Genomic DNA, 18,230 nt, shown 5'->3' on the forward strand with positions numbered 1-18,230 from the left:
GCGGGGAACCGGCGCGCGGGACGCCGCCCCGCGCGCCGCGGCTCAGACGGCGCTCGCCCGGCGGCCCAGGGCCCGGTAGGTGAAGCCGGCCGCGGTCCAGCGGTCGGGGTCGAGCACGTTGCGGCCGTCGAGGATCTGCGGGACGGCCACCAGCGGGTCGAGCTGCTCCGGGGTCATCGCCTTGAACTCGGCCCACTCGGTCAGCAGCACCACGACCTCGGCCCCGGTGACGGCGGCCTCGAGGGAGTCCACGTAGTCCAGGCGCGGATAGCGCTTGGCGGCGTTGGCGTTGGCCTTGGGGTCGTAGACGGCCACCTCGGCGCCGATCGAGTGCAGCCGGGCGGCGATGTCCAGGGCCGGGGAGTCGCGCACGTCGTCGGAGTCCGGCTTGAAGGCCGCCCCGAGCACGGCGACCTGCCGGCCCACCACGGTCCCGCCCAGCATCTGGGTGACCGTCTCCACCGTGTGGCCGCGGCGGCGGACGTTGATGTCGTCGACCTCCGCGAGGAAGCGCACCGACTGCTCCACCCCGAGCTCCGCGGCCCTGGCGCGCAGGGCGCGGATGTCCTTCGGCAGGCAGCCGCCGCCGAAGCCCACGCCGGCGTTGAGGAACTTGCGCCCGATCCGCTCGTCGAGGCCGATCGCGTCGGCCAGGGTGCGGATGTCCCCGCCGACCGCCTCGGTGAGCTCGGACAGGGCGTTGATGAAGGAGATCTTGGTGGCCAGGAAGGCATTGGCCGCGACCTTGACGAGCTCGGCGGTCTCGAAGTCGGTGACGATCAGCGGGACGCCGGCCGCCAGCTGCCGGGCGTAGACCCGGCGCATCACGGCCTCGGCGGCCGGGTCCTGACAGCCCAGCACCATCCGGTCCGGGGCCAGGGTGTCCTCCACGGCGTAGCCCTCGCGCAGGAACTCGGGGTTCCACACCAGGGACACGTCCACGCCCTCCCGCGCCGAGGCCTTCGCCAGGTCCGCCAGGCGGCGGGCGGAGCCCACGGGGACCGTGGACTTGCCGGCGATCACGCAGTCCTTCGTGGCGGCCGCGGCGATGGAGCCGACCGCGGCGTCGACGTAGCGCATGTCCGCCGCGAAGCTCCCGGCCCGCTGCGGGGTGCCGACCCCGACGAAGTGGACGTCGCCGAAGGCGCCGGCCTCCTCGTAGCTCGTGGTGAAGCGCAGCCGGCCGGTGCCCACGTGCTTGCGCAGCAGCTCGCCCAGGCCCGGCTCGTGGAAGGGCAGCTCGCCGCGGGACAGGGCGTCGACCTTCTCGGGGTCCACGTCCAGCCCCAGCACCTCGAAGCCCATCTCCGCCATCGACGCGGCGTGCGTGGCCCCCAGGTAGCCCGTTCCCAGAACCGTGATCCTCATGGACGTCCTCCGTTCCTCCCGGGCGCTGACCCGGGCTCGATGCTGCCTGTCGAATCTTGTCAAAGGGGGTGCGCCCAGCGGCGCAGGTGTCAGTCCGGCGCGCCGGGGGACGCGGACGATGTGACGTCCGTCTCGGCGAACCACACGGTGGTCTCCCCGTGCCGCTTCTGCTCGAAGCGGCGCAGCCCGGCCGGCCAGCCGGGCTCCGGGGACCGGGTGGAGCGCTCGACCACGAGCACCCCGCCCTCCCGCAGCCGGCCCACCAGCGGGGCGAGGACCGCGGCGAGCTCCGCCTCCGGCAGGGGGTAGGGCGGGTCGGCCAGCACGAGGTCCCACGGCCCCTCGGCGGGATCCGCGAGGTAGCCGCCCACCGCCCCGTGCCGGACCGTGACGACGTCCTCGCGCCCGAGGGCCCGGTGGACCGTCGCGGCGTTGGCGCGGCAGACCCGCGCCGCGCCCGCGTGCCGCTCCACGAGGGTCACGGCGGCCGCGCCGCGGCTCGCGGCCTCGCAGCCGAGGGCCCCGGAGCCCGCGAAGAGGTCGAGGACCCTGGCGTCCCGGAGCATGCCCCACGCCTCGAGCCGCGCGAAGAGGGACTCCTTGCCCCGGTCGGTGGTGGGCCGGGTGTCCCGGCCCGGCACGGACTGCAGGCGCAGCCCCCCGGCGGCCCCGGCGATGATCCTGCTCATGGGTGCTCCTCTCGGGTGCCCGGCGGCACGCGGCTCGGCGGCACGGGGGCTCAGCCCCGGTCCAGGAACGCCTCGGCGTCCGGGTCGAGGTAGCGCTCGATGGCCTCGGCCAGTTCGGGGTGCTCCAGCAGCTGGGGGTCCTCGCCCAGGATCGTCACGGCGTCCCGGCGGGCGCGCTCGATGAGCTCGGCGTCGTCGAGGGCCCGCAGCAGGCGCAGGGTGGAGCGGCCGCCGGACTGCGCGGCGCCGAGGATGTCGCCCTCGCGGCGCAGCTCGAGGTCCGCCCGGGCCAGCTCGAAGCCGTCCGTGGACCCGGCCACCACCTCGATCCGCTCCCGCGACGGGTGCTCGGCGGGGCGCCGGGTGACGAGCAGGCACGTCCCGGCGTGCCCGCCGCGCCCGATCCGGCCGCGCAGCTGGTGCAGCTGGGAGATGCCGAACCGGTCGGCGTCGACGATGATCATCAGCGTGGCGTTGGGCACGTCCACGCCGACCTCGACCACGGTGGTGCACACGAGCAGCTGCACGTCCCCGGCCGCGAACTCCTCCATGAGGCGGGACTTCCGGTCCGTGTCGAGCCGGCCGTGCAGCACCTCGGCGCGCACGCCGGCCAGGACGGGCTCGGCGGCCACGAGCTCGGCGAGCCAGGTGACGGACGCCATCGTCGCCTCGGACTCCTCGTCCTCGGAGGCCGCCGCGAGTGCGGACTCCGCGAGGGAGGCGTGGGGCGGGGGCTCGTCGTCGTCGCCGATCTTGGGCGCGACCACGTAGACCTGGCGGCCCGCGTCGATCTCCTCCCGGGCGCGCCGCCACAGGCGCCGCTCCCAGCCCGGGTGCTCCACGAGCCCCACGGTGTGGGTGGCGATCGGCTGCCGGCCGGCCGGGAGCTCGTCGAGGACGGAGACGTCCAGGTCGCCGAAGACGGTCATCGCCACGGTGCGCGGGATGGGGGTCGCGGTCATCACCAGCAGGTGCGGGGGCCGCCCGGCCTTGTCCCGCAGCCGGTCGCGCTGCTCGACGCCGAAGCGGTGCTGCTCGTCCACCACGACCAGTCCGAGGTCGGCGAACTGGACGACCTCGGAGAGCAGGGCGTGGGTGCCGATGACGATCCCGGCCTCCCCCGACGCGATCCGCAGCAGGGCCCGCCTGCGCGCCGCGGCGCCCATGGACCCCGTGAGCAGCACGACCTGCGTGCCGTCCGGGTCCCCGCCGAGCAGGCCGGCCTGCGCGAGCGGGCCCAGGGAGCGGACCACGGAGCCGTGGTGCTGGGCGGCGAGCACCTCGGTGGGGGCCAGCAGCGCGGCCTGCGCGCCGGAGTCCACGACCTGCAGCATCGCGCGCAGGGCCACGAGCGTCTTGCCCGAGCCGACGTCGCCCTGGAGCAGCCGGTTCATGGGGCGGGTGCCCGCGAGCTCCGCGGCGAGCTCCTCCCCAACGGTCCGCTGCCCGGCGGTGAGCTCGAAGGGCAGCCCGGCGTCGAACCGGGCGAGCACCCCCGCGGGGACGCCCGGGCGGGCGGTCGTGGGGTGGGCGGCGAGCTCGGCGCGGCGGCGAGCCAGGGCGCACTGGAGCAGGAACGCCTCCTGGTAGCGGAACCGGCGGCGCGCCTCCCCGTGCGCCCGGGTGTCCCTCGGGCGGTGGACCTGCCAGTACGCCTCCTCGAGCCCCATGAGCCCTTCCCGCTCCCGGATCCCGTCCGGCAGCGGGTCCGGGACGGCCCCGAAGTCCACGACGGGCAGCAGCGAGTGCACGGCGCGGGCGATCTTGTCCGTGGTCAGCTTGGCCGTGGCCGGGTAGATCGGGATGGGCCGGCCCGCCCGCTCCTCGGCGGTCTCCCCGGCCTCCGGGGCGTCCGGGTCGAGGATCGCGTAGTGCGGGTTCGTCATGGTCACGCCGCCGTTGTACAGCCCGACCTTCCCGGAGAACAGGGCGTGCGTTCCGGGGGGCAGGTCCCTGGCGGCGGTCCAGGCGTTGAAGAAGCTCAGCCGCATCGTCCGGCCGGGGCCCGGGTCGCCGTCCGCGAAGAGCCGCTGCGGGTCGGAGGAGACGCGGTCCGTGATCACCACGTCCGTGATGGACCCGCGCCGCGAGCGCATCTGGCGGGTGGAGGCGTGCACGACCTCGGCCACGATGGTGACCTGCTGGTCGATGCGCAGCTCCGAGAACGGGGTGAGCTCGCCCCGCGGCATGTACCGGCGGGGGAAGTGGTCGAGCAGCTGCCCGATCGTGGACACCGAGAGCTGCCGGGCCAGCTGGTCGGCCGTGGTCCGCCCCAGCAGCCGGGCCAGCGGCTGGTCGAGCTCGGAGACCGGGTCGGGGAACGCCCCGCCGCCGTGGGTCGGGGTCATCTCAGGGGTGCCTCATCCGTCCGCCTCCGAGAGGGAGGTCACCGTGAGGTTCACGGCCTTGCCGCGGGCGCCGATCACGGTGAGGGCGTCCTCGGGCCGCGGCACGTGGACGTGCACGCGCCAGCGGTAGCCGTCCCCCGTCTCGGTCACCGCGCTCATGATCACGCTGGTGCCCACTTCGCTGAGCTCGTGGCGCAGCTCCGCGGCGTCCAGCGGGGTGAGCTCCACGGTGCACATCACCTCCACGCCGCCGTGCACGGTGTGCGGGGCGTCCCCGGCGCCGGCGGCCCGGGCCGCGGCGGCGTCGATCAGCGCGTCGAGGGCGTTCTCGTCGCCGGCGTCGTCGCCGCCCACGGTGCGGGCCAGGGCGTCGAAGACCACGAGCATGCCCAGGGCGCCGGCGTCGACCGTGCCGGTCTCGCGCAGGATCTCGAGCTGGTCCGGGGTGACGAGGACCGCGGCGCGGGCGGCGGTGCTGACGGCGGCCAGGAACTCCTTGAGCTGCTGGTTGGACCCGTCCTCCACGCCCTGCGGCACGGGCACGGCGGCGGCGGCCTCCAGGACGGAGAGCATGGTCCCGTCCACGGGGTCCGTCAGGACGCTCCAGGCGCGCACGTGGCCGGCGTGCAGGGCCAGCCGGACGGACTCGGCGCTCATCCTGGTGCTCCCCTCGAGGGAGCGGCCCACGGCCGTGAGGAAGACGGAGAACAGGGTGCCCGAGTTGCCGCGGGCCTCCTCGAGGGCGGCCTGGCCGGCGAGGGAGAGCAGCTCCCCGACGTCGCCGGTCTCGAGCACGGCGGCGGCCTCGGCGGCGGCGCGCACGGTGGTCGCGAGGTTGGTCCCGGTGTCGGCGTCCGCGACCGGGAAGACGTTGAGGGCGTTGAGGACGGGGCTGTGGCGCACGAGATCACGGTGGGCCAGGTCGAGCCACCGCCGCATGACGGCCGCGTTCGATCCGATCCTATGGTTCAAAGTGATCCCATCCTTCGCCGACCGGGTGCCCGAGAGCGAGGTGCGGCGCTCGTCCGTCGAGCAGCACCCGGGGGAGGGTGTCGTCGTGCGCGGGGGGCGCGGGCGCACACGAGCCTATCGCACGGAACATCCCCGGCAGCGGCACGCCCCGGGGGAAGACGGCGAGCAGCCCGTGGTCCTCGCCCCCGGTCAGCACCCAGTCGCGGGGGTCGGCGCCGAGCAGCCGGGCGGCCGGGCGCAGGGGCTCGGCGAGGCCGGCCACGGCCGCGCCGTCGAGGTCGACGACGACGCCGCTGGCGGCAGCGACCCGCCCGGCGTCACGGAGCAGGCCGTCGGAGAGGTCGATCATCGCGGTGGCGCCGGCGCGGGCGGCCGCGGGGCCGGCGGTCACCGGGGCGCACGGCCGCAGCTGCGCCGCCGCGAGCCCGTCCAGGAGCGCGTCCCGGCCGGGCCGGTAGCGGCGGTCCTCGAGCAGCGCGACGCCCGCGGCCGCCCGCCCGGTGGTCCCGGCGAGCGCCACAGTGCCGCCCTCGCCCGCCCCGGAGCGGCGCACCGGGTCCCGGCCCTCGAGGTCGCCCGTCACCGTGGCGGTGACCGACAGCTCCCGGCCAGCGCCCAGGTCCCCGCCGACCACGGCGCAGCGGTCCGCGCCCATGGCCTCGAACCCGGCCAGGAGGCCGCGGGCGAAGTCCTCGGGCCAGGACACGGGCGTGCCCGGCGGCAGGGTGAGCGAGACGACGGCGGCCGACGGGACGGCGCCCATCGCGGCGACGTCGGCGAGGTTCTGCGCCGCGCACTTCACCCCGGTGTCGTAGCCCGTGGTGACCGCGCCGCCGGTCCAGGCGAGCCGGAAGTCCTGGTCCTGCACCTGGGTGTCCGTGGTGATCACGTACCGCCCGTCCGGGGCCGCGACCACGGCGCAGTCGTCGCCGGGGCCGAGCAGCACCAGGTCCGCTCCGGGGCGGGGGGCGGGGCGCAGGAGCAGCGGGAGCACCCTGGCCAGCAGCTCGGCCTCGGAGAGCTCCCCGACGGTGGGCCCCGGACCGGGCGGGGCGTCGGGCACGGGGGACGGCTCCGCTGGGGGTCGGGTCATGGCGCTCATCCTAACGACGGCCCCGGACGCGGGAACGGGCGCCCCCGAGGATTACGCTGGGGGCATGCCCTCGCCCTCCCTGTCCCGATCCGCCCGTGCCCTGCTGGGGGCGGGAGCCCTGGTGGCGGTCCTCGCGGGGTGCTCCCCCGCCGTCACCGTGGACCCCGCCGAGAACGCCGCCGACCCGGGGTGCGCCCCGGCGATGCTGGCCATGCCGGAGACCGTCGGCGAGCACGTGAGGCGCGAGACCACCAGCCAGGCCACCACGGCCTACGGCGAGCCCACGGCGGCGGTCGTGCGGTGCGGCGTGACCCCGCCCGGGCCCACCACGGACGCCTGCTCCTCCGTCAACGACGTCGACTGGCTGATCCGCCAGGACGAGGACGGGAGCACCTGGACCGCCACGACCTACGGCCGGGACCCGGCCGTCGAGGTGGTCTTCGACAGCACCGCCGTGGCCTCCTCCACCCTGCTGGTCGAGCTGGGCTCCGCGGTGGAGCAGATCCCCGCCGAGCGCCGGTGCCTGGACCTCCAGGACACCGTGGAGGGCCTCTGAGCCGGGGCCGGACGGAGGAGTCCGTCCCCTCCCCCGGGACGTCCCGGGGGCTCGGGAATAGGCCCGTGCCCCGCCCGGTTGTGGCGTGGACACGCGCGCGAGCGCACCGCGCCCCACCACCACGCCAGAAGGAGGCACATCCGTGGCCACCGATTACGACGAGCCCCGCGTCAAGCCCGAGGACGAGCCCGCCAACGAGTCCCTCGAGGTGATCCAGGCGCAGCGCAGCGCCACCGCGCAGAGCCCGGCGATCGACGTCGACGACTCGGACACGGCGGAGGGCATCGACCTGCCGGGGGCGGACCTGTCCCAGGAGGAGCTGCTCATCCAGGTGGTGCCCGAGCAGGACGACGAGTTCACCTGCATGTCCTGCTTCCTGGTCCGCCACCGCAGCCAGCTCGCCCGCGAGCAGGACGGCGCCCGGTACTGCATCGAGTGCGAGGGCTGACGGCCGCGGCACCCGCCCCGGGCCCGCCCGGTCACTCGTGGCGCAGGGAGGCGATGGGGTCCTTCCGCGCGGCCCGGACGGCGGGGATCGTCCCGGCCAGGAACGCGATCCCCATGACCGAGAGCACGATCAGGGCCACCCGCCACGACTCGAACGCGAACAGCGACAGCCCCGGCAGCCCGGACAGGAACCCGTCGGCCAGCGCCCCGCTCAGGGCCGAGCCGCCGACGACGCCCGCGACGGCGCCGACGACCGCCCCGAGGAACCCGATGAAGACGGCCTCGAGGGAGAACAGGCCGAAGACCCGGCCTCCGCTCATGCCCATGGCCTTCATCAGGCCGATCTCCCGGGTCCGCTCCTGGACCGACATCAGCAGGGTGTTGACGATGCCGAGCCCGGCGGCCACGAGCGCGATGACGGCGCAGGCGTTGAGGATCCACACGATGGCGTTGATGACGGCGCGGAACATGCCGAGCTGGTCCTCCACGGTGAGCCCGAGCATGTCCTGCTCCTCCAGCCGCGCCTGGATCCCGGGGGCCAGGGCCATGTCCTCGACCGTGACCGTGGCCATCGCGAAGCTCTCCGGGACCTCCTCCGGGACGCCGCTGACCTGGTAGTCGTAGAGCCGCTCGTTGAACGTGTCCGACGGGATGGGGTTCAGGGAGGTCCCGACGAGACTGGCCTGCGTCACCCCGGAGATCGTGGCGGGGAACGCCCGGTCCTGCTCCGCCATGTTGGTCATGACCACGTCGACGCGGCCTCCGACGGCCTCCTGCGCGGAGGAGAAGCCCAGGTCGGCGACCCAGCTGTCGGGGACCGCGATCTCGTCCCGGCCCGCGGCGGGCGCTCCGCCGGCCACCATCTGCAGGCCCACGGCGTCGACGGGGATCCCCGGGGAGAGCTGGAACCGGCTGCCGTCGGCGGCCTCCAGGTAGGTGGGGGCCACGGAGTACATCGGCTTCACGGAGCGCACCCCGTCCAGGTCCTCGATGACCTCGATGTCCTCGGGGGTCAGCCCTTCGAAGGACACGCCGAACCCCGTCCGGATCCGGGTGGTGTCCGGGTCGTACTCCCGCGGGCCCGAGGTCGACGACAGCTCGATGAGGGGCTGCGACTTCTGGACGTAGAGCGCGTCGGCGTCGCCGAACGCCGCCACGGTGTCGTCGATGTACCGGTTCACCCCGGTGCCCATGCCGGAGGTGAGGGTCAGGGCGAACGCACCGATGAAGACGGCGAGCACGGTCAGGGTGGCGCGGATCCTGGCGCGCGCGGTGTTGGCGACCGCGGAGGCCAGCAGGTCGGACCACCTCACCGGGCACCTCCGACCGCTCCGACGACGACCTCGTCGTCCGCGCCGGCGTCGTCCCCTCCTGCGTCGTCCCCTCCGGCGTCGTCCGCCCCGGCTGCGGGGGCCTGCCGGGGTGGAGGGGCGTCCACGACGAGACCGTCGTGCAGGTGCACCTGGCGTCCGCAGCGCCGGGCGAGGTCCTCGTCGTGGGTGACGACGACGAGGGTGATGCCGCGCTCCCGGTGGAGCTCGAGCAGGAGGTCCTGGACCACCGCGCCGGTGGCCGAGTCAAGGTTGCCGGTGGGCTCGTCGGCGAAGATCACGGAGGGGTCGTTGACCAGGGCCCGGGCGATCGCGACCCGCTGCTTCTGCCCGCCCGACAGGTCGGCGGCACGGCTGGAGGCCTTCTCCGCCACGTCCAGGCGCTCGAGCACGTCCAGGGCACGGCGCCGGCGCGCTCCGGGGCGGACCCCGGCGATGCGCAGCGGCAGCACCACGTTCTCCAGGACGGTCTGGTCCGGGGTCAGGTAGAACTGCTGGAACACGAACCCGAACGCGGCGTTGCGCGTCTCGTTGAGCTCACGGGCCGTCATCGACGCCGCCGGCCTGCCGTCCAGGGACACCGTGCCGCGGGTGGGCGCGTCGAGCAGCGCGAGCAGGTGCATCAGGGTCGACTTGCCCGAGCCGGACTTCCCGACGACGGCGACGGACTCCCCGTGCCGGATGCGCAGGTCCACGCCCCGCAGCGCGGCGAAACGGGTGTCCCCCCGGCCGTAGATCTTGACCAGGTTCTCGGCCTCGAGCACCGCGGACGTCATCGAATTCCCCCTGTCGGGGCGACCGTCCCCCCGGACGGCCGCCGCGGGACCACGTCCCTCCCCCATCATGTGCGCAAGCGAATGACGACGGCGACCCGATCCGTGTCCCCACTAGTGCTGTCCCGTGACCCGCACGGGCCGGGGCGGCCGGTGCGGACACCCCCGGCGGACCGGTGACGAGGGCCCGGAGGCGCTCGCCGGGTCCGGTGCTGCAGGCCGGGACTCCTCCCGTCACGTAACAGTTCACCCTTGCTAATGCCGGGATGTGGACGATAGTTAACAGCACAGCTGTTCTTCGGCAGGGGGTTCCGGCTCCGCGGGACGGGCGCACGCCCCGTCCGCGCCGAACGACGAGCGGCACGACGTGACGGGGGTCCGTCCGCGCGGGGGCGCGGCAAGGACCCCGGTGGGGCCGTGCGGCGCGCTGGCGGTCCTGGGGTGGGCCCGGGCCGACTACGGAGTACAGGAGACGCATCGACATGACAACTACGAGAAGACTGGCTGTTGCCGGTGCCTCGGCGACCGTGCTGGTGGGGGGCCTGTTCCTGGGCGTCCCGGCGGCCGTCGCGGCACCTGGCGACGCCCCGCCGGTCGACGCCCCACCGGGCGCGGCCGCATCCACCGAGGTGGCCGGTGCCGTGGCGGAGCTGCCGGCCGCGGTGCCCGCGGACGTCCCGGTCGCCGAGGTCCTGGTCGCCGAGGCGGCTCCGCCCGCACCGGCGGAGGTCCCGGTCGCCGAGCCCGCACCGGTCGTCGCCGACGTGGCGGCGCCCGAGCTGCCGGCCGCGGCCCTCGCGGACGTCCCGGTCGCCGCGCCCGTGGACGTCCCGGCTGCCGCGCCCGTGGACGTGCCGGCCGCCGAGGAGGTCCTGCCCGCACCGGCGGAGGCGCCGGCTCCGTTCGTGGCCGACGTGGCGCCGGAGGCACCGGCGCTGTCCGACGCGGCACCCGCCGCGCCGGCCGCAGCCGCGGTCCAGCAGGAGGTGGTCCCGGAGCTCGCGCCCCAGGAGGCCGCCGCCGGGGCCGCGAACCCGGGGCTCAACGTGGACACCCGCCTCACCGCGGCACCGATGGGGCAGGCGGCCGGCGCCGGTCTGCTCACGGCGCTGCTCGCGGCGGCAGTGGCCCTTCCCGGTGCGCTCGCGTACCGGGCCCGGAGGCTCGGGCGCAGCGGCGCCTGAGCCGCGTGCCGTGCCGGTGGTGCCCGCGGGGCGGCGCCGGCACGGCACCGACCCCGGCGGAACGCGCCGGGTCGGAGAACAGGTCAGGTCGGAGGAGGACAGCACAGCATGGCAACGAGCACCGTGGCGGGACCGCCGCGCCCCGTCCCGGCCGAGGAGAGGGATCCCCTGGTCCGGCGGGCGGCGGTGGTGACGCTGTGCGCCGCCGTGCTGTGGGTGGCGCTCATGAACCAGTGGTTCCTCGCCCAGCACCTCCTGGGGCACGTGCCGGCCGCGGCGTCGCCGGTGCGCCTGAGCATAGACTCGGTCGGCTTCGACGCCGACGTGCTCCCCTACGACCCGACCGACGAGGACCTCGAGGGCGGCTCGCTCGTGCCTCCGCAGACCTACAGCGGCTACCGGCTCACGCCGTACGGGATGCCCGGCGAGGGGTCGACGAACACCACGTACATCGCGGGGCACAGCTACGACAAGGTGGAGCTGCCCTTCAACAAGCTGAGCGACCCGACCCTGGTCGGGGAGGAGCTCGAGGTCGAGACCGTGGACGGGACCCTCGACTACGTGGTGGACTCGGTGACCACCTACGAGAAGGACACGCTGAAGGACAGCGAGATCTGGCGGATCGTCCCGAACCGCATCGTCCTGATCAGCTGCTACACCCAGGACGCGGTCGGCAAGAACGTCGTCGTCACCGCGTCGCCCGCTGCGTGAGCCGGGGGCTCCGCCCCCGGTGGTGTGCCGCGGCTCAGCGCAGCCCGACCGGCCGTTCCAGGGCGAGGCCCAGGAGCTCGTCGATCAGCTCGGCGTAGTCGAGCCCGGAGGCGGCCCACATCCGGGGGTACATCGAGATCGGTGTGAACCCCGGCATCGTGTTGATCTCGTTGATGACCACCCGCCCGTCGGGGGTGTAGAAGAAGTCGGCCCGGCACAGGCCCTCCCCGTCCAGCGCCTCGAACGCGGTCACGGCGCTGCGGCGGATCGTCCCGATCGCCTCCTGCGGCAGGTCCGCGGGGCAGCTGAGCCGCGCGGAGGCCTGCGAGACGTACTTCGCCTCGAAGTCGTAGAACGCGTGCTCGTCGACGATCTCGATCTCGCCGGGCATGGAGGTCCGGGCGGCGGCGGTCCCGCGGCCCTGGAGGACGGCGCACTCGATCTCCCGCCCCACGATCCCCGCCTCGACCACCAGCTTGCGGTCGTGCTCGCGGGCGGTCTCGATCGCGGCGTCCAGATCCTCGGCGCGCTCCACCTTCGTGATGCCGAAGGAGGACCCCGCCCGGGCGGGCTTGACGAACACGGGGAAGCCCAGCGCGGCGATGCGCTCGCGCACGTCCTGGGGGTCCACGGCCCACTGCCGGTCGGTCACCACGGTGTAGGGGCCCACCGCCAGGCCCGCCGCCTCGAAGGCGAGCTTCATGAAGTGCTTGTCCATCCCCACCGCGGAGGCCGTGACGCCGCAGCCCACGTAGCGCAGGTCGGCGAGCTCGAGCAGACCCTGCAGGGTGCCGTCCTCGCCGAAGGGCCCGTGCAGCAGGGGCAGCACCACGTCGATGTGCCGGTCCCGGCTGACGGTCTGCCCGCAGGGACCGTCCTGGCGCACGATGAGCTCGCTCTCCCCGACCTTCAGCGGCAGGCTCACGAGCTCGTCGCCCACGGGCAGCTCCGCGATCGGGTTCGCGTCCAGCAGCGCCTCCAGCTCCTCCTGCGGGCAGAGGAACCACTCGCCGGAGGTGGCGATGCCGACGGTCACCACGTCCCACTTGTCCCGGTCGATGGCGCGCAGGACCCCGAGGGCGGTGATGAGGGAGATGGAGTGCTCGCTGGAGCGTCCGCCGAACAGCACGGCGACGCAGGGGCGGGGGGTCATGGGGCGGTCCCTTCGGATTTGATCTCGCGGCCCAGCAGGAGCGGGGCCACGTCGTCGATGGTGATCTCCTCGCGGAGGATGGCCACGACGGCCTCGGTGATGGGCATGTCCACGCCGTGGCGGCGGGCCAGGGCGAGCACGGCGGGGGCGGACTTGATGCCCTCGGCGGTCTGGGTCATCTCCTCCTGGACCTCCGCCGGGGTGAGGCCCAGGCCGAGGAGCCGGCCCGCGGTGCGGTTGCGGGACAGCGGGGAGGAGCAGGTGGCCACGAGGTCGCCCAGTCCGGCGAGGCCGGAGAGGGTCTCCAGCCTCCCGCCGAGGGCGAGCGCGAGCCGGGTCGTCTCGGCGAGCCCGCGGGTGATGATGGAGGCCTTCGAGTTCTCCCCGAAGTGGCGGCCGTCGGCGATGCCCACCCCGAGGGCGATGACGTTCTTGACGACGCCGCCGATCTCGGTGCCCACCACGTCCGTGTTCGTGTAGGGGCGGAAGTAGCGGGTCCGGCAGGCGTGGGCCACCCAGGTGGCCAGGTCCGTGGCGGGGGCCGCCACGACGGAGGCCGTGGGCTGCTCCTCGGCGATCTCCATGGCCAGGTTGGGCCCGGACAGCACGCACGTGCGCGCCCGCCAGTGCCGGGGGCCCAGCCCGGTGGCCCGCCCCAGCTCCTCGGCGACGACCTCGCTCATCCGCAGCCCCGTGTCCCGCTCGAGCCCCTTGGCGAGGGACAGCACCACGGCGTCGCGCTCGAGGTGTCCGGCCACGGCGGTCAGCTGGGCGCGCAGGGACTGGGCGGGCACGGCGAGGACCACCAGGTCCGCGCCGCGCACGGCGGCGGCGAGGTCGGCGGTGATCTCCAGGCGCTCGGGCAGCCGGATGCCGGGCACGTAGCGGTCGTTGACGCGGGTGCGCGCGGTGTGGTCCATCGCGGGGGCGCTGCGTCCCCACAGGGCCACGGTCCGCCCGATCGGCTCGGCCCGGGCGTGGGCGGACTCGCGGGCGCTGTCGGCGAGGATCTTGGCGAAGGTCGTGCCCCAGGACCCGGCGCCCAGCACGGCGATCCTCCGCGGCCCGACTGCGGGCAGGCCGCCGGCAGGGGCCGCGGCGGTCTCGGGGGGCGTCACGGGCGGCCTCCCCGGCGCCGGTCCCAGAGGACTGCCGGCGCGTCCGTGCCGCGCAGCACCGCGAGCTCCCGGGTCACGGCGCGCATGACGGCGTCGGTGGCGTCCTCGAGCCGCGCCGCGTGGCGGCCCACCGGATGGGTCAGGTCGGGGACGTCGTCCCGCCACGGGGTGAGGTCCACGGGCGGGCCGATCCGCACGCGCACGTCCTTCCGGGGGAACAGGCTGACCGTGCGCCGGCCGGTGGAGCGGTCGTGGTCGAGGACCTCCTGGTCCCCCCAGTGCGCCACCGGGACCACCGGGGCCCCGGTCGCGAGGGCCAGGCGCGCGGCGCCCGTGTGCCCGGTCATCGGCCACCGGTCGGGGTCCCGGGTGAGGGTGCCCTCGGGGTAGATCACCACGGCGCCGCCGGAGGCGAGCTCGGCGCGGGCGGCCGTGAGCGCCGCCGCGGCGTCGGCCGTGCCGCGCAGCACGGGGACCTGGCCGGTGGCCCGGAGCACCGTCCCCACCCCGGGGGCGCGGAACAGGGACTCCTTCGCCAGGAATCGCGGCATGATCCCGTTGTCGTAGAGCGTGATCGCGACCGTCAGGGGGTCGAGCTCGGTGAGGTGGTTGGGCACCACGATGAATCCGCCCTCGGCGGGCAGGTGCTCCTCCCCCGTCCAGCGCAGCCGGGCCGCCAGCCGGTAGGCCGGCTTGACGACGCCCGCGAGCACGCGGAACAGGCGGCGGTTCGAGGTGCGGCTCATCGGCGGGCCCGGCTCACTCGCCGTCGAGCTCGAAGGACGCCCCGAGCCCCGTCAGCTTGTCGGTGAAGTGCTCGTAGCCGCGCTCGATGAGCTCCACGCCGGTGACGTGGGACGTGCCCTCGGCGGCCATCGCCGCGATGAGGTGGGAGAAGCCGCCGCGGAGGTCGGGGATGTTGATCTCGGAGGCCTGCAGCGGGGTGGGCCCGGAGATCACGGCCGAGTGCACGAAGTTGCGCTGGCCGAAGCGGCAGGGCACGGAGCCCAGGCACTCGCGGTGCAGCTGGATCGTGGCCCCCATCCGGTTGAGGGCGGCGGTGAAGCCGAAGCGGTTCTCGTAGACGGTCTCGTGCACGATGGATACGCCCGTGGCCTGGGTCAGGGCGACCACGAGCGGCTGCTGCCAGTCGGTCATGAAGCCGGGGTGGACGTCGGTCTCCACGATGAGCGGGTTGAGGTCCCCGCCGGGGTGGTAGAAGCGGATGCCCTCCTCCCGGATGTCGAGGCCCCCGCCGATCTTGCGGAACGTGTTGAGGAAGGTCATCATGTCGGACTGCCGGGCCCCGGCCACGAAGATGTCGCCGCCGGTGGCCAGCGCGGCGGAGCCCCAGGAGGCGGCCTCGATGCGGTCGGGCATGGCCCGGTGCCGGTAGCCGGTGAGCTCGGGGACGCCCTCGATGCGGATCACCCGGTCGGTCTGGACGGTGATGATGGCGCCCATCTTCTGCAGGATCGCGATGAGGTCCATGATCTCGGGCTCGGTGGCGGCGCCGCGCAGCTCGGTGTGGCCGTCGGCCCGGGTGGCGGTGAGCAGCACCTGCTCGGTCGCGCCGACCGAGGGGTAGGGCAGCTCCACCTTGGCGCCGTGCAGGCCGTGCGGGGCGCTCATCCGGATCCCGGACTCCAGCTTCTCGACACGGGCGCCGAAGTGGCGCAGCACGTCGAGGTGGTAGTTGATGGGCCGGTCGCCGATCTTGCACCCGCCGAGGTCGGGGATGAACGCCTCGCCGATGGCGTGCAGCAGGGGCCCGCACAGCAGGATCGGGATCCGCGAGTCCCCGGCGTGGGCGTCGATGTCCGCGTGCCGCGCCGTGGTGACGTTGCAGGGGTCCAGGGCCAGCCGGCCGTCCTCGCGCCCCACGTCGACCCCGTGCAGCGCCAGCAGGTTGGTGACGACCTGGACGTCCTTGATCTGGGGCACGTTCTCCAGGACGGACGGTGTGGAGCCCAGGAGGGCGGCCACCATGGCCTTGGGGACGAGGTTCTTGGCACCTCGCACGGTGACCTGCCCGGACAGGGGGATTCCGCCCGTGATGTGCAGTGCGCTGCTCATGACCTTCCGATCTGCTGTTGCCGGGCCACCCCCGAGCGGGAGCGGCACCCGTACAGTGTAGGTTCCCCGGCGAGGGCCCCCGCACAGGGGCGGGCGTCGTGCGTGTCCGGGACAGCACGACGGCCCGGCGGGCCGTGGGAGGCTCCGCCGGGCCGTGCCGGGCGTGACGGGGTCAGGTGCGGGCGGGCAGCGTGGTCGGCTTGAAGGCGGGACGGCCCGCCTCGAACGCGGCGATGTCCTCCTCGCGCTGGAGGGTGAGCCCGATGTCGTCGAGGCCCTCCATGAGGCGCCAGCGCGTGTAGTCGTCGATCGTGAACGGCACCGTCACCGTGTCGCACGTCACCGTGCGGGACTCGAGGTCGACCTCGATCTCGGTGCCGGGGTGCTCCTCGATCAGCTTCCACAGCAGCTCGACGTCCGCCTGGTCGACCTGCGCGGCCAGCAGCCCCTGCTTGCCCGAGTTGCCGCGGAAGATGTCCGCGAACCGGGAGGAGATGACGGCCTGGAAGCCGTAGTCGCGCAGCGCCCACACCGCGTGCTCCCGGGAGGAGCCGGTGCCGAAGTCGGGCCCGGCCACCAGCACGGAGCCGTGCCGGTACGGCTCCCGGTTGAGCACGAAGTCCTCGTTCTTGCGCCAGGCGGCGAACAGGGCGTCCTCGAAGCCGGTCTTGGTGATCCGCTTGAGGTAGACGGCCGGGATGATCTGGTCGGTGTCCACGTTGGACTGGCGCAGCGGGACGCCGACACCCCGGTGGGTGGTGAACTTCTCCATGGCAGGGCCTTTCTGGGCTTCGGGTCGAGGGCTCAGGCGCCGGCGGACGCGAGGTCCGTGGGGGCGCCGGCGGGCTCGAGGTCGGACGGGGAGGACAGCGTGCCGCGCACCGCGGTGGCGGCGGCCACCACGGGCGAGACGAGGTGGGTGCGCCCGCCCTTGCCCTGCCGGCCCTCGAAGTTGCGGTTCGACGTCGAGGCGCACCGCTCGCCGGGGGCGAGCTGGTCCGGGTTCATGCCCAGGCACATCGAGCAGCCCGCGAAGCGCCAGTCCGCGCCGAAGTCCTTGAACACCCGGTCCAGGCCCTCGGCCTCGGCCTGCAGCCGCACCTTGGCCGAGCCCGGCACCACCATCATCCGGACGTTCTGCGCCTTGGCGCGGCCCTTGACGATCTCCGCCGCCGCCCGCAGGTCCTCGATCCGGGAGTTGGTGCAGGAGCCCAGGAAGACGGTGTCCACCGGGATCTCCTTCATCGGGGTGCCGGCGGCCAGGCCCATGTACTCGAGGGCCCGGCGGGCGTTGGCCTTGTCGTTCTCGTCCCCGATGTCCTCGGGGTCGGGGACGGCCTGGGACAGGGGGACGCCCTGGCCGGGGTTGGTGCCCCAGGTGACGAACGGCTCGAGCTCGTCCGCGTCGAGGAAGACCTCGGCGTCGAAGACGGCGTCCTCGTCGGTGCGCAGGGTCCGCCAGTACTCGACGGCCGCGTCCCAGTCGGCGCCCTGCGGCGCGTGCGGACGGCCCTGGACGTAGTCGAACGTGGTGTCGTCGGGGGCGATCATGCCCGCGCGGGCGCCGGCCTCGATCGACATGTTGCAGATGGTCATCCGAGCCTCCATGGACAGGGCCCGGATGGCCGAGCCCCGGTACTCCAGGACGTAGCCCTGTCCGCCGCCGGTGCCGATCTTGGCGATCACGGCCAGGATGATGTCCTTGGCGGACACCCCCGGGCGCAGCGTGCCCTCGACGTTGATGGCCATGGTCCGGAACGGGGCGAGCGGCAGCGTCTGGGTGGCCATCACGTGCTCGACCTCGGAGGTGCCGATGCCGAAGGCCAGGGCCCCGAACGCGCCGTGGGTGGAGGTGTGGGAGTCGCCGCAGACCACGGTCATCCCGGGCTGGGTGAGGCCCAGCTGGGGACCCACCACGTGCACGATGCCCTGCTCGGCGTCCCCGAGCGGGTGCAGGCGCACGCCGAACTCGGCGCAGTTGGCCCGCAGGGTCTCGATCTGCTTGCGGGACGTGTCGTCGGCGATGCGGGAGAAGATGTCCTGCGTGGGCGTGTTGTGGTCCTCGGTGGCGATCGTGAGCTCGGGCCGGCGCAGCGGGCGGCCCGCCAGGCGCAGCCCCTCGAAGGCCTGCGGCGAGGTGACCTCGTGGAGCAGGTGGAGGTCGATGTAGAGCAGGTCCGGCCGGCCGTCCTCGCCCTGGCGCACGAGGTGGTCCGCCCAGACCTTCTCGGCGAGGGTGCGCCCGCCCCGGGGCCCGGAGGGTGCGGCGGAGGTCGTGGAGGGGGTCGAGGACTGGTAGTCCGGCATGGCGGATCCTTCCGTGCTGCCTGTGCAACGTGTTTCCTCCATGGTCGGCGCCCGGCTCGCGACGGGCCAGCTTTCGGGCTTGCTTCTCACATTTTGAGACGTCA

17 protein-coding genes are annotated in these 18,230 nt (G+C 74.3%); 4 read left to right on the forward strand and 13 right to left on the reverse strand.

From position 1 onward, the window contains the following. Window positions 1-42: 42 nt before the first annotated feature. The 5 genes from ACP7CD_RS01275 to thiL all read right to left on the reverse strand — a co-directional run bounded on the left by ACP7CD_RS01275 (window position 43) and on the right by thiL (window position 6,470). Complete coding sequence (locus ACP7CD_RS01275) at window positions 43-1,368, reverse strand: UDP-glucose dehydrogenase family protein (protein WP_126350230.1); 1,326 nt, start codon at window positions 1,366-1,368, stop codon at window positions 43-45. 89 nt (window positions 1,369-1,457) lie between these two features. Then, complete coding sequence (gene rsmD, locus ACP7CD_RS01280; RefSeq protein WP_426118539.1) at window positions 1,458-2,057, reverse strand: 16S rRNA (guanine(966)-N(2))-methyltransferase RsmD; 600 nt, start codon at window positions 2,055-2,057, stop codon at window positions 1,458-1,460. Between the two features lie 50 nt (window positions 2,058-2,107). Then, complete coding sequence (locus tag ACP7CD_RS01285) at window positions 2,108-4,405, reverse strand: ATP-dependent DNA helicase RecG (protein ID WP_017833181.1); 2,298 nt, start codon at window positions 4,403-4,405, stop codon at window positions 2,108-2,110. 12 nt (window positions 4,406-4,417) lie between these two features. Beyond that, window positions 4,418-5,377, reverse strand: coding sequence for a DAK2 domain-containing protein (locus ACP7CD_RS01290; RefSeq protein ID WP_313960165.1), 960 nt, complete (start codon window positions 5,375-5,377; stop codon window positions 4,418-4,420). Further along, window positions 5,367-6,470 (reverse strand): thiamine-phosphate kinase, encoded by a 1,104-nt coding sequence (gene thiL / locus ACP7CD_RS01295; protein WP_217905563.1) that lies wholly within the window; start codon window positions 6,468-6,470, stop codon window positions 5,367-5,369. The genes ACP7CD_RS01290 and thiL overlap by 11 nt, the downstream gene beginning before the upstream one ends. A 64-nt stretch (window positions 6,471-6,534) precedes the next feature. Between thiL and ACP7CD_RS01300 the strand changes: the two genes are divergently transcribed. Together ACP7CD_RS01300 and ACP7CD_RS01305 are read left to right on the forward strand one after the other, a co-directional pair. Continuing rightward, window positions 6,535-7,026: a DUF3515 family protein gene (locus tag ACP7CD_RS01300; protein WP_017833184.1), complete on the forward strand. Its 492-nt coding sequence runs from the start codon at window positions 6,535-6,537 to the stop codon at window positions 7,024-7,026. Window positions 7,027-7,168: 142 nt separating this feature from the next. Further along, entirely contained in the window at window positions 7,169-7,474 is a 306-nt protein-coding gene (locus ACP7CD_RS01305) for a DUF4193 domain-containing protein (RefSeq protein ID WP_017833185.1), read from the forward strand. A gap of 31 nt (window positions 7,475-7,505) precedes the next feature. Here the strand turns inward: ACP7CD_RS01305 and ACP7CD_RS01310 are convergent, their stop codons facing one another. After that, window positions 7,506-8,786, reverse strand: coding sequence for an ABC transporter permease (locus ACP7CD_RS01310; RefSeq protein ID WP_017833186.1), 1,281 nt, complete (start codon window positions 8,784-8,786; stop codon window positions 7,506-7,508). Beyond that, a complete protein-coding gene (locus ACP7CD_RS01315) occupies window positions 8,783-9,580 on the reverse strand; it encodes an ABC transporter ATP-binding protein (RefSeq protein ID WP_017833187.1) in 798 nt (265 codons plus the stop codon). The genes ACP7CD_RS01310 and ACP7CD_RS01315 overlap by 4 nt, the downstream gene beginning before the upstream one ends. A 479-nt stretch (window positions 9,581-10,059) precedes the next feature. On the opposite strand from ACP7CD_RS01315, the gene ACP7CD_RS01320 reads away from it, so the two are divergent. Both ACP7CD_RS01320 and ACP7CD_RS01325 read left to right on the forward strand, forming a co-directional pair. Beyond that, a complete protein-coding gene (locus ACP7CD_RS01320) occupies window positions 10,060-10,761 on the forward strand; it encodes a hypothetical protein (protein ID WP_126350231.1) in 702 nt (233 codons plus the stop codon). A 108-nt stretch (window positions 10,762-10,869) separates the two neighbouring features. Next, window positions 10,870-11,472, forward strand: coding sequence for a class F sortase (locus ACP7CD_RS01325; protein WP_017833189.1), 603 nt, complete (start codon window positions 10,870-10,872; stop codon window positions 11,470-11,472). A gap of 34 nt (window positions 11,473-11,506) precedes the next feature. Here ACP7CD_RS01325 and ACP7CD_RS01330 read toward each other — a convergent pair whose 3' ends face one another. The 6 genes from ACP7CD_RS01330 to leuC all read right to left on the reverse strand — a co-directional run bounded on the left by ACP7CD_RS01330 (window position 11,507) and on the right by leuC (window position 18,126). Beyond that, window positions 11,507-12,625 carry a D-alanine--D-alanine ligase family protein gene (locus ACP7CD_RS01330; protein ID WP_017833190.1) on the reverse strand — a complete coding sequence of 373 codons (1,119 nt, stop codon included), beginning with the start codon at window positions 12,623-12,625 and terminating at the stop codon, window positions 11,507-11,509. After that, window positions 12,622-13,743, reverse strand: coding sequence for an NAD(P)H-dependent glycerol-3-phosphate dehydrogenase (locus ACP7CD_RS01335; protein ID WP_251355758.1), 1,122 nt, complete (start codon window positions 13,741-13,743; stop codon window positions 12,622-12,624). The genes ACP7CD_RS01330 and ACP7CD_RS01335 overlap by 4 nt, the downstream gene beginning before the upstream one ends. After that, a complete protein-coding gene (locus ACP7CD_RS01340; RefSeq protein WP_109222470.1) occupies window positions 13,740-14,489 on the reverse strand; it encodes a lysophospholipid acyltransferase family protein in 750 nt (249 codons plus the stop codon). Before ACP7CD_RS01340 ends, ACP7CD_RS01335 begins: the two co-directional genes overlap by 4 nt. Before the next feature lie 13 nt (window positions 14,490-14,502). Then, window positions 14,503-15,819 carry a UDP-N-acetylglucosamine 1-carboxyvinyltransferase gene (gene murA / locus ACP7CD_RS01345; RefSeq protein WP_017833193.1) on the reverse strand — a complete coding sequence of 439 codons (1,317 nt, stop codon included), beginning with the start codon at window positions 15,817-15,819 and terminating at the stop codon, window positions 14,503-14,505. A gap of 172 nt (window positions 15,820-15,991) precedes the next feature. Further along, window positions 15,992-16,591 (reverse strand): 3-isopropylmalate dehydratase small subunit, encoded by a 600-nt coding sequence (leuD, locus tag ACP7CD_RS01350; RefSeq protein ID WP_017833194.1) that lies wholly within the window; start codon window positions 16,589-16,591, stop codon window positions 15,992-15,994. A 32-nt stretch (window positions 16,592-16,623) separates the two neighbouring features. Next, on the reverse strand, window positions 16,624-18,126 hold the full coding sequence (gene leuC / locus ACP7CD_RS01355; RefSeq protein WP_035928931.1) for a 3-isopropylmalate dehydratase large subunit: 1,503 nt from the start codon (window positions 18,124-18,126) through the stop codon (window positions 16,624-16,626). Window positions 18,127-18,230 lie beyond the last annotated feature (104 nt).

This window comes from Kocuria sp. LHG3120 (assembly GCF_049897445.1).
Taxonomy (GTDB): domain Bacteria; phylum Actinomycetota; class Actinomycetes; order Actinomycetales; family Micrococcaceae; genus Kocuria; species Kocuria rosea.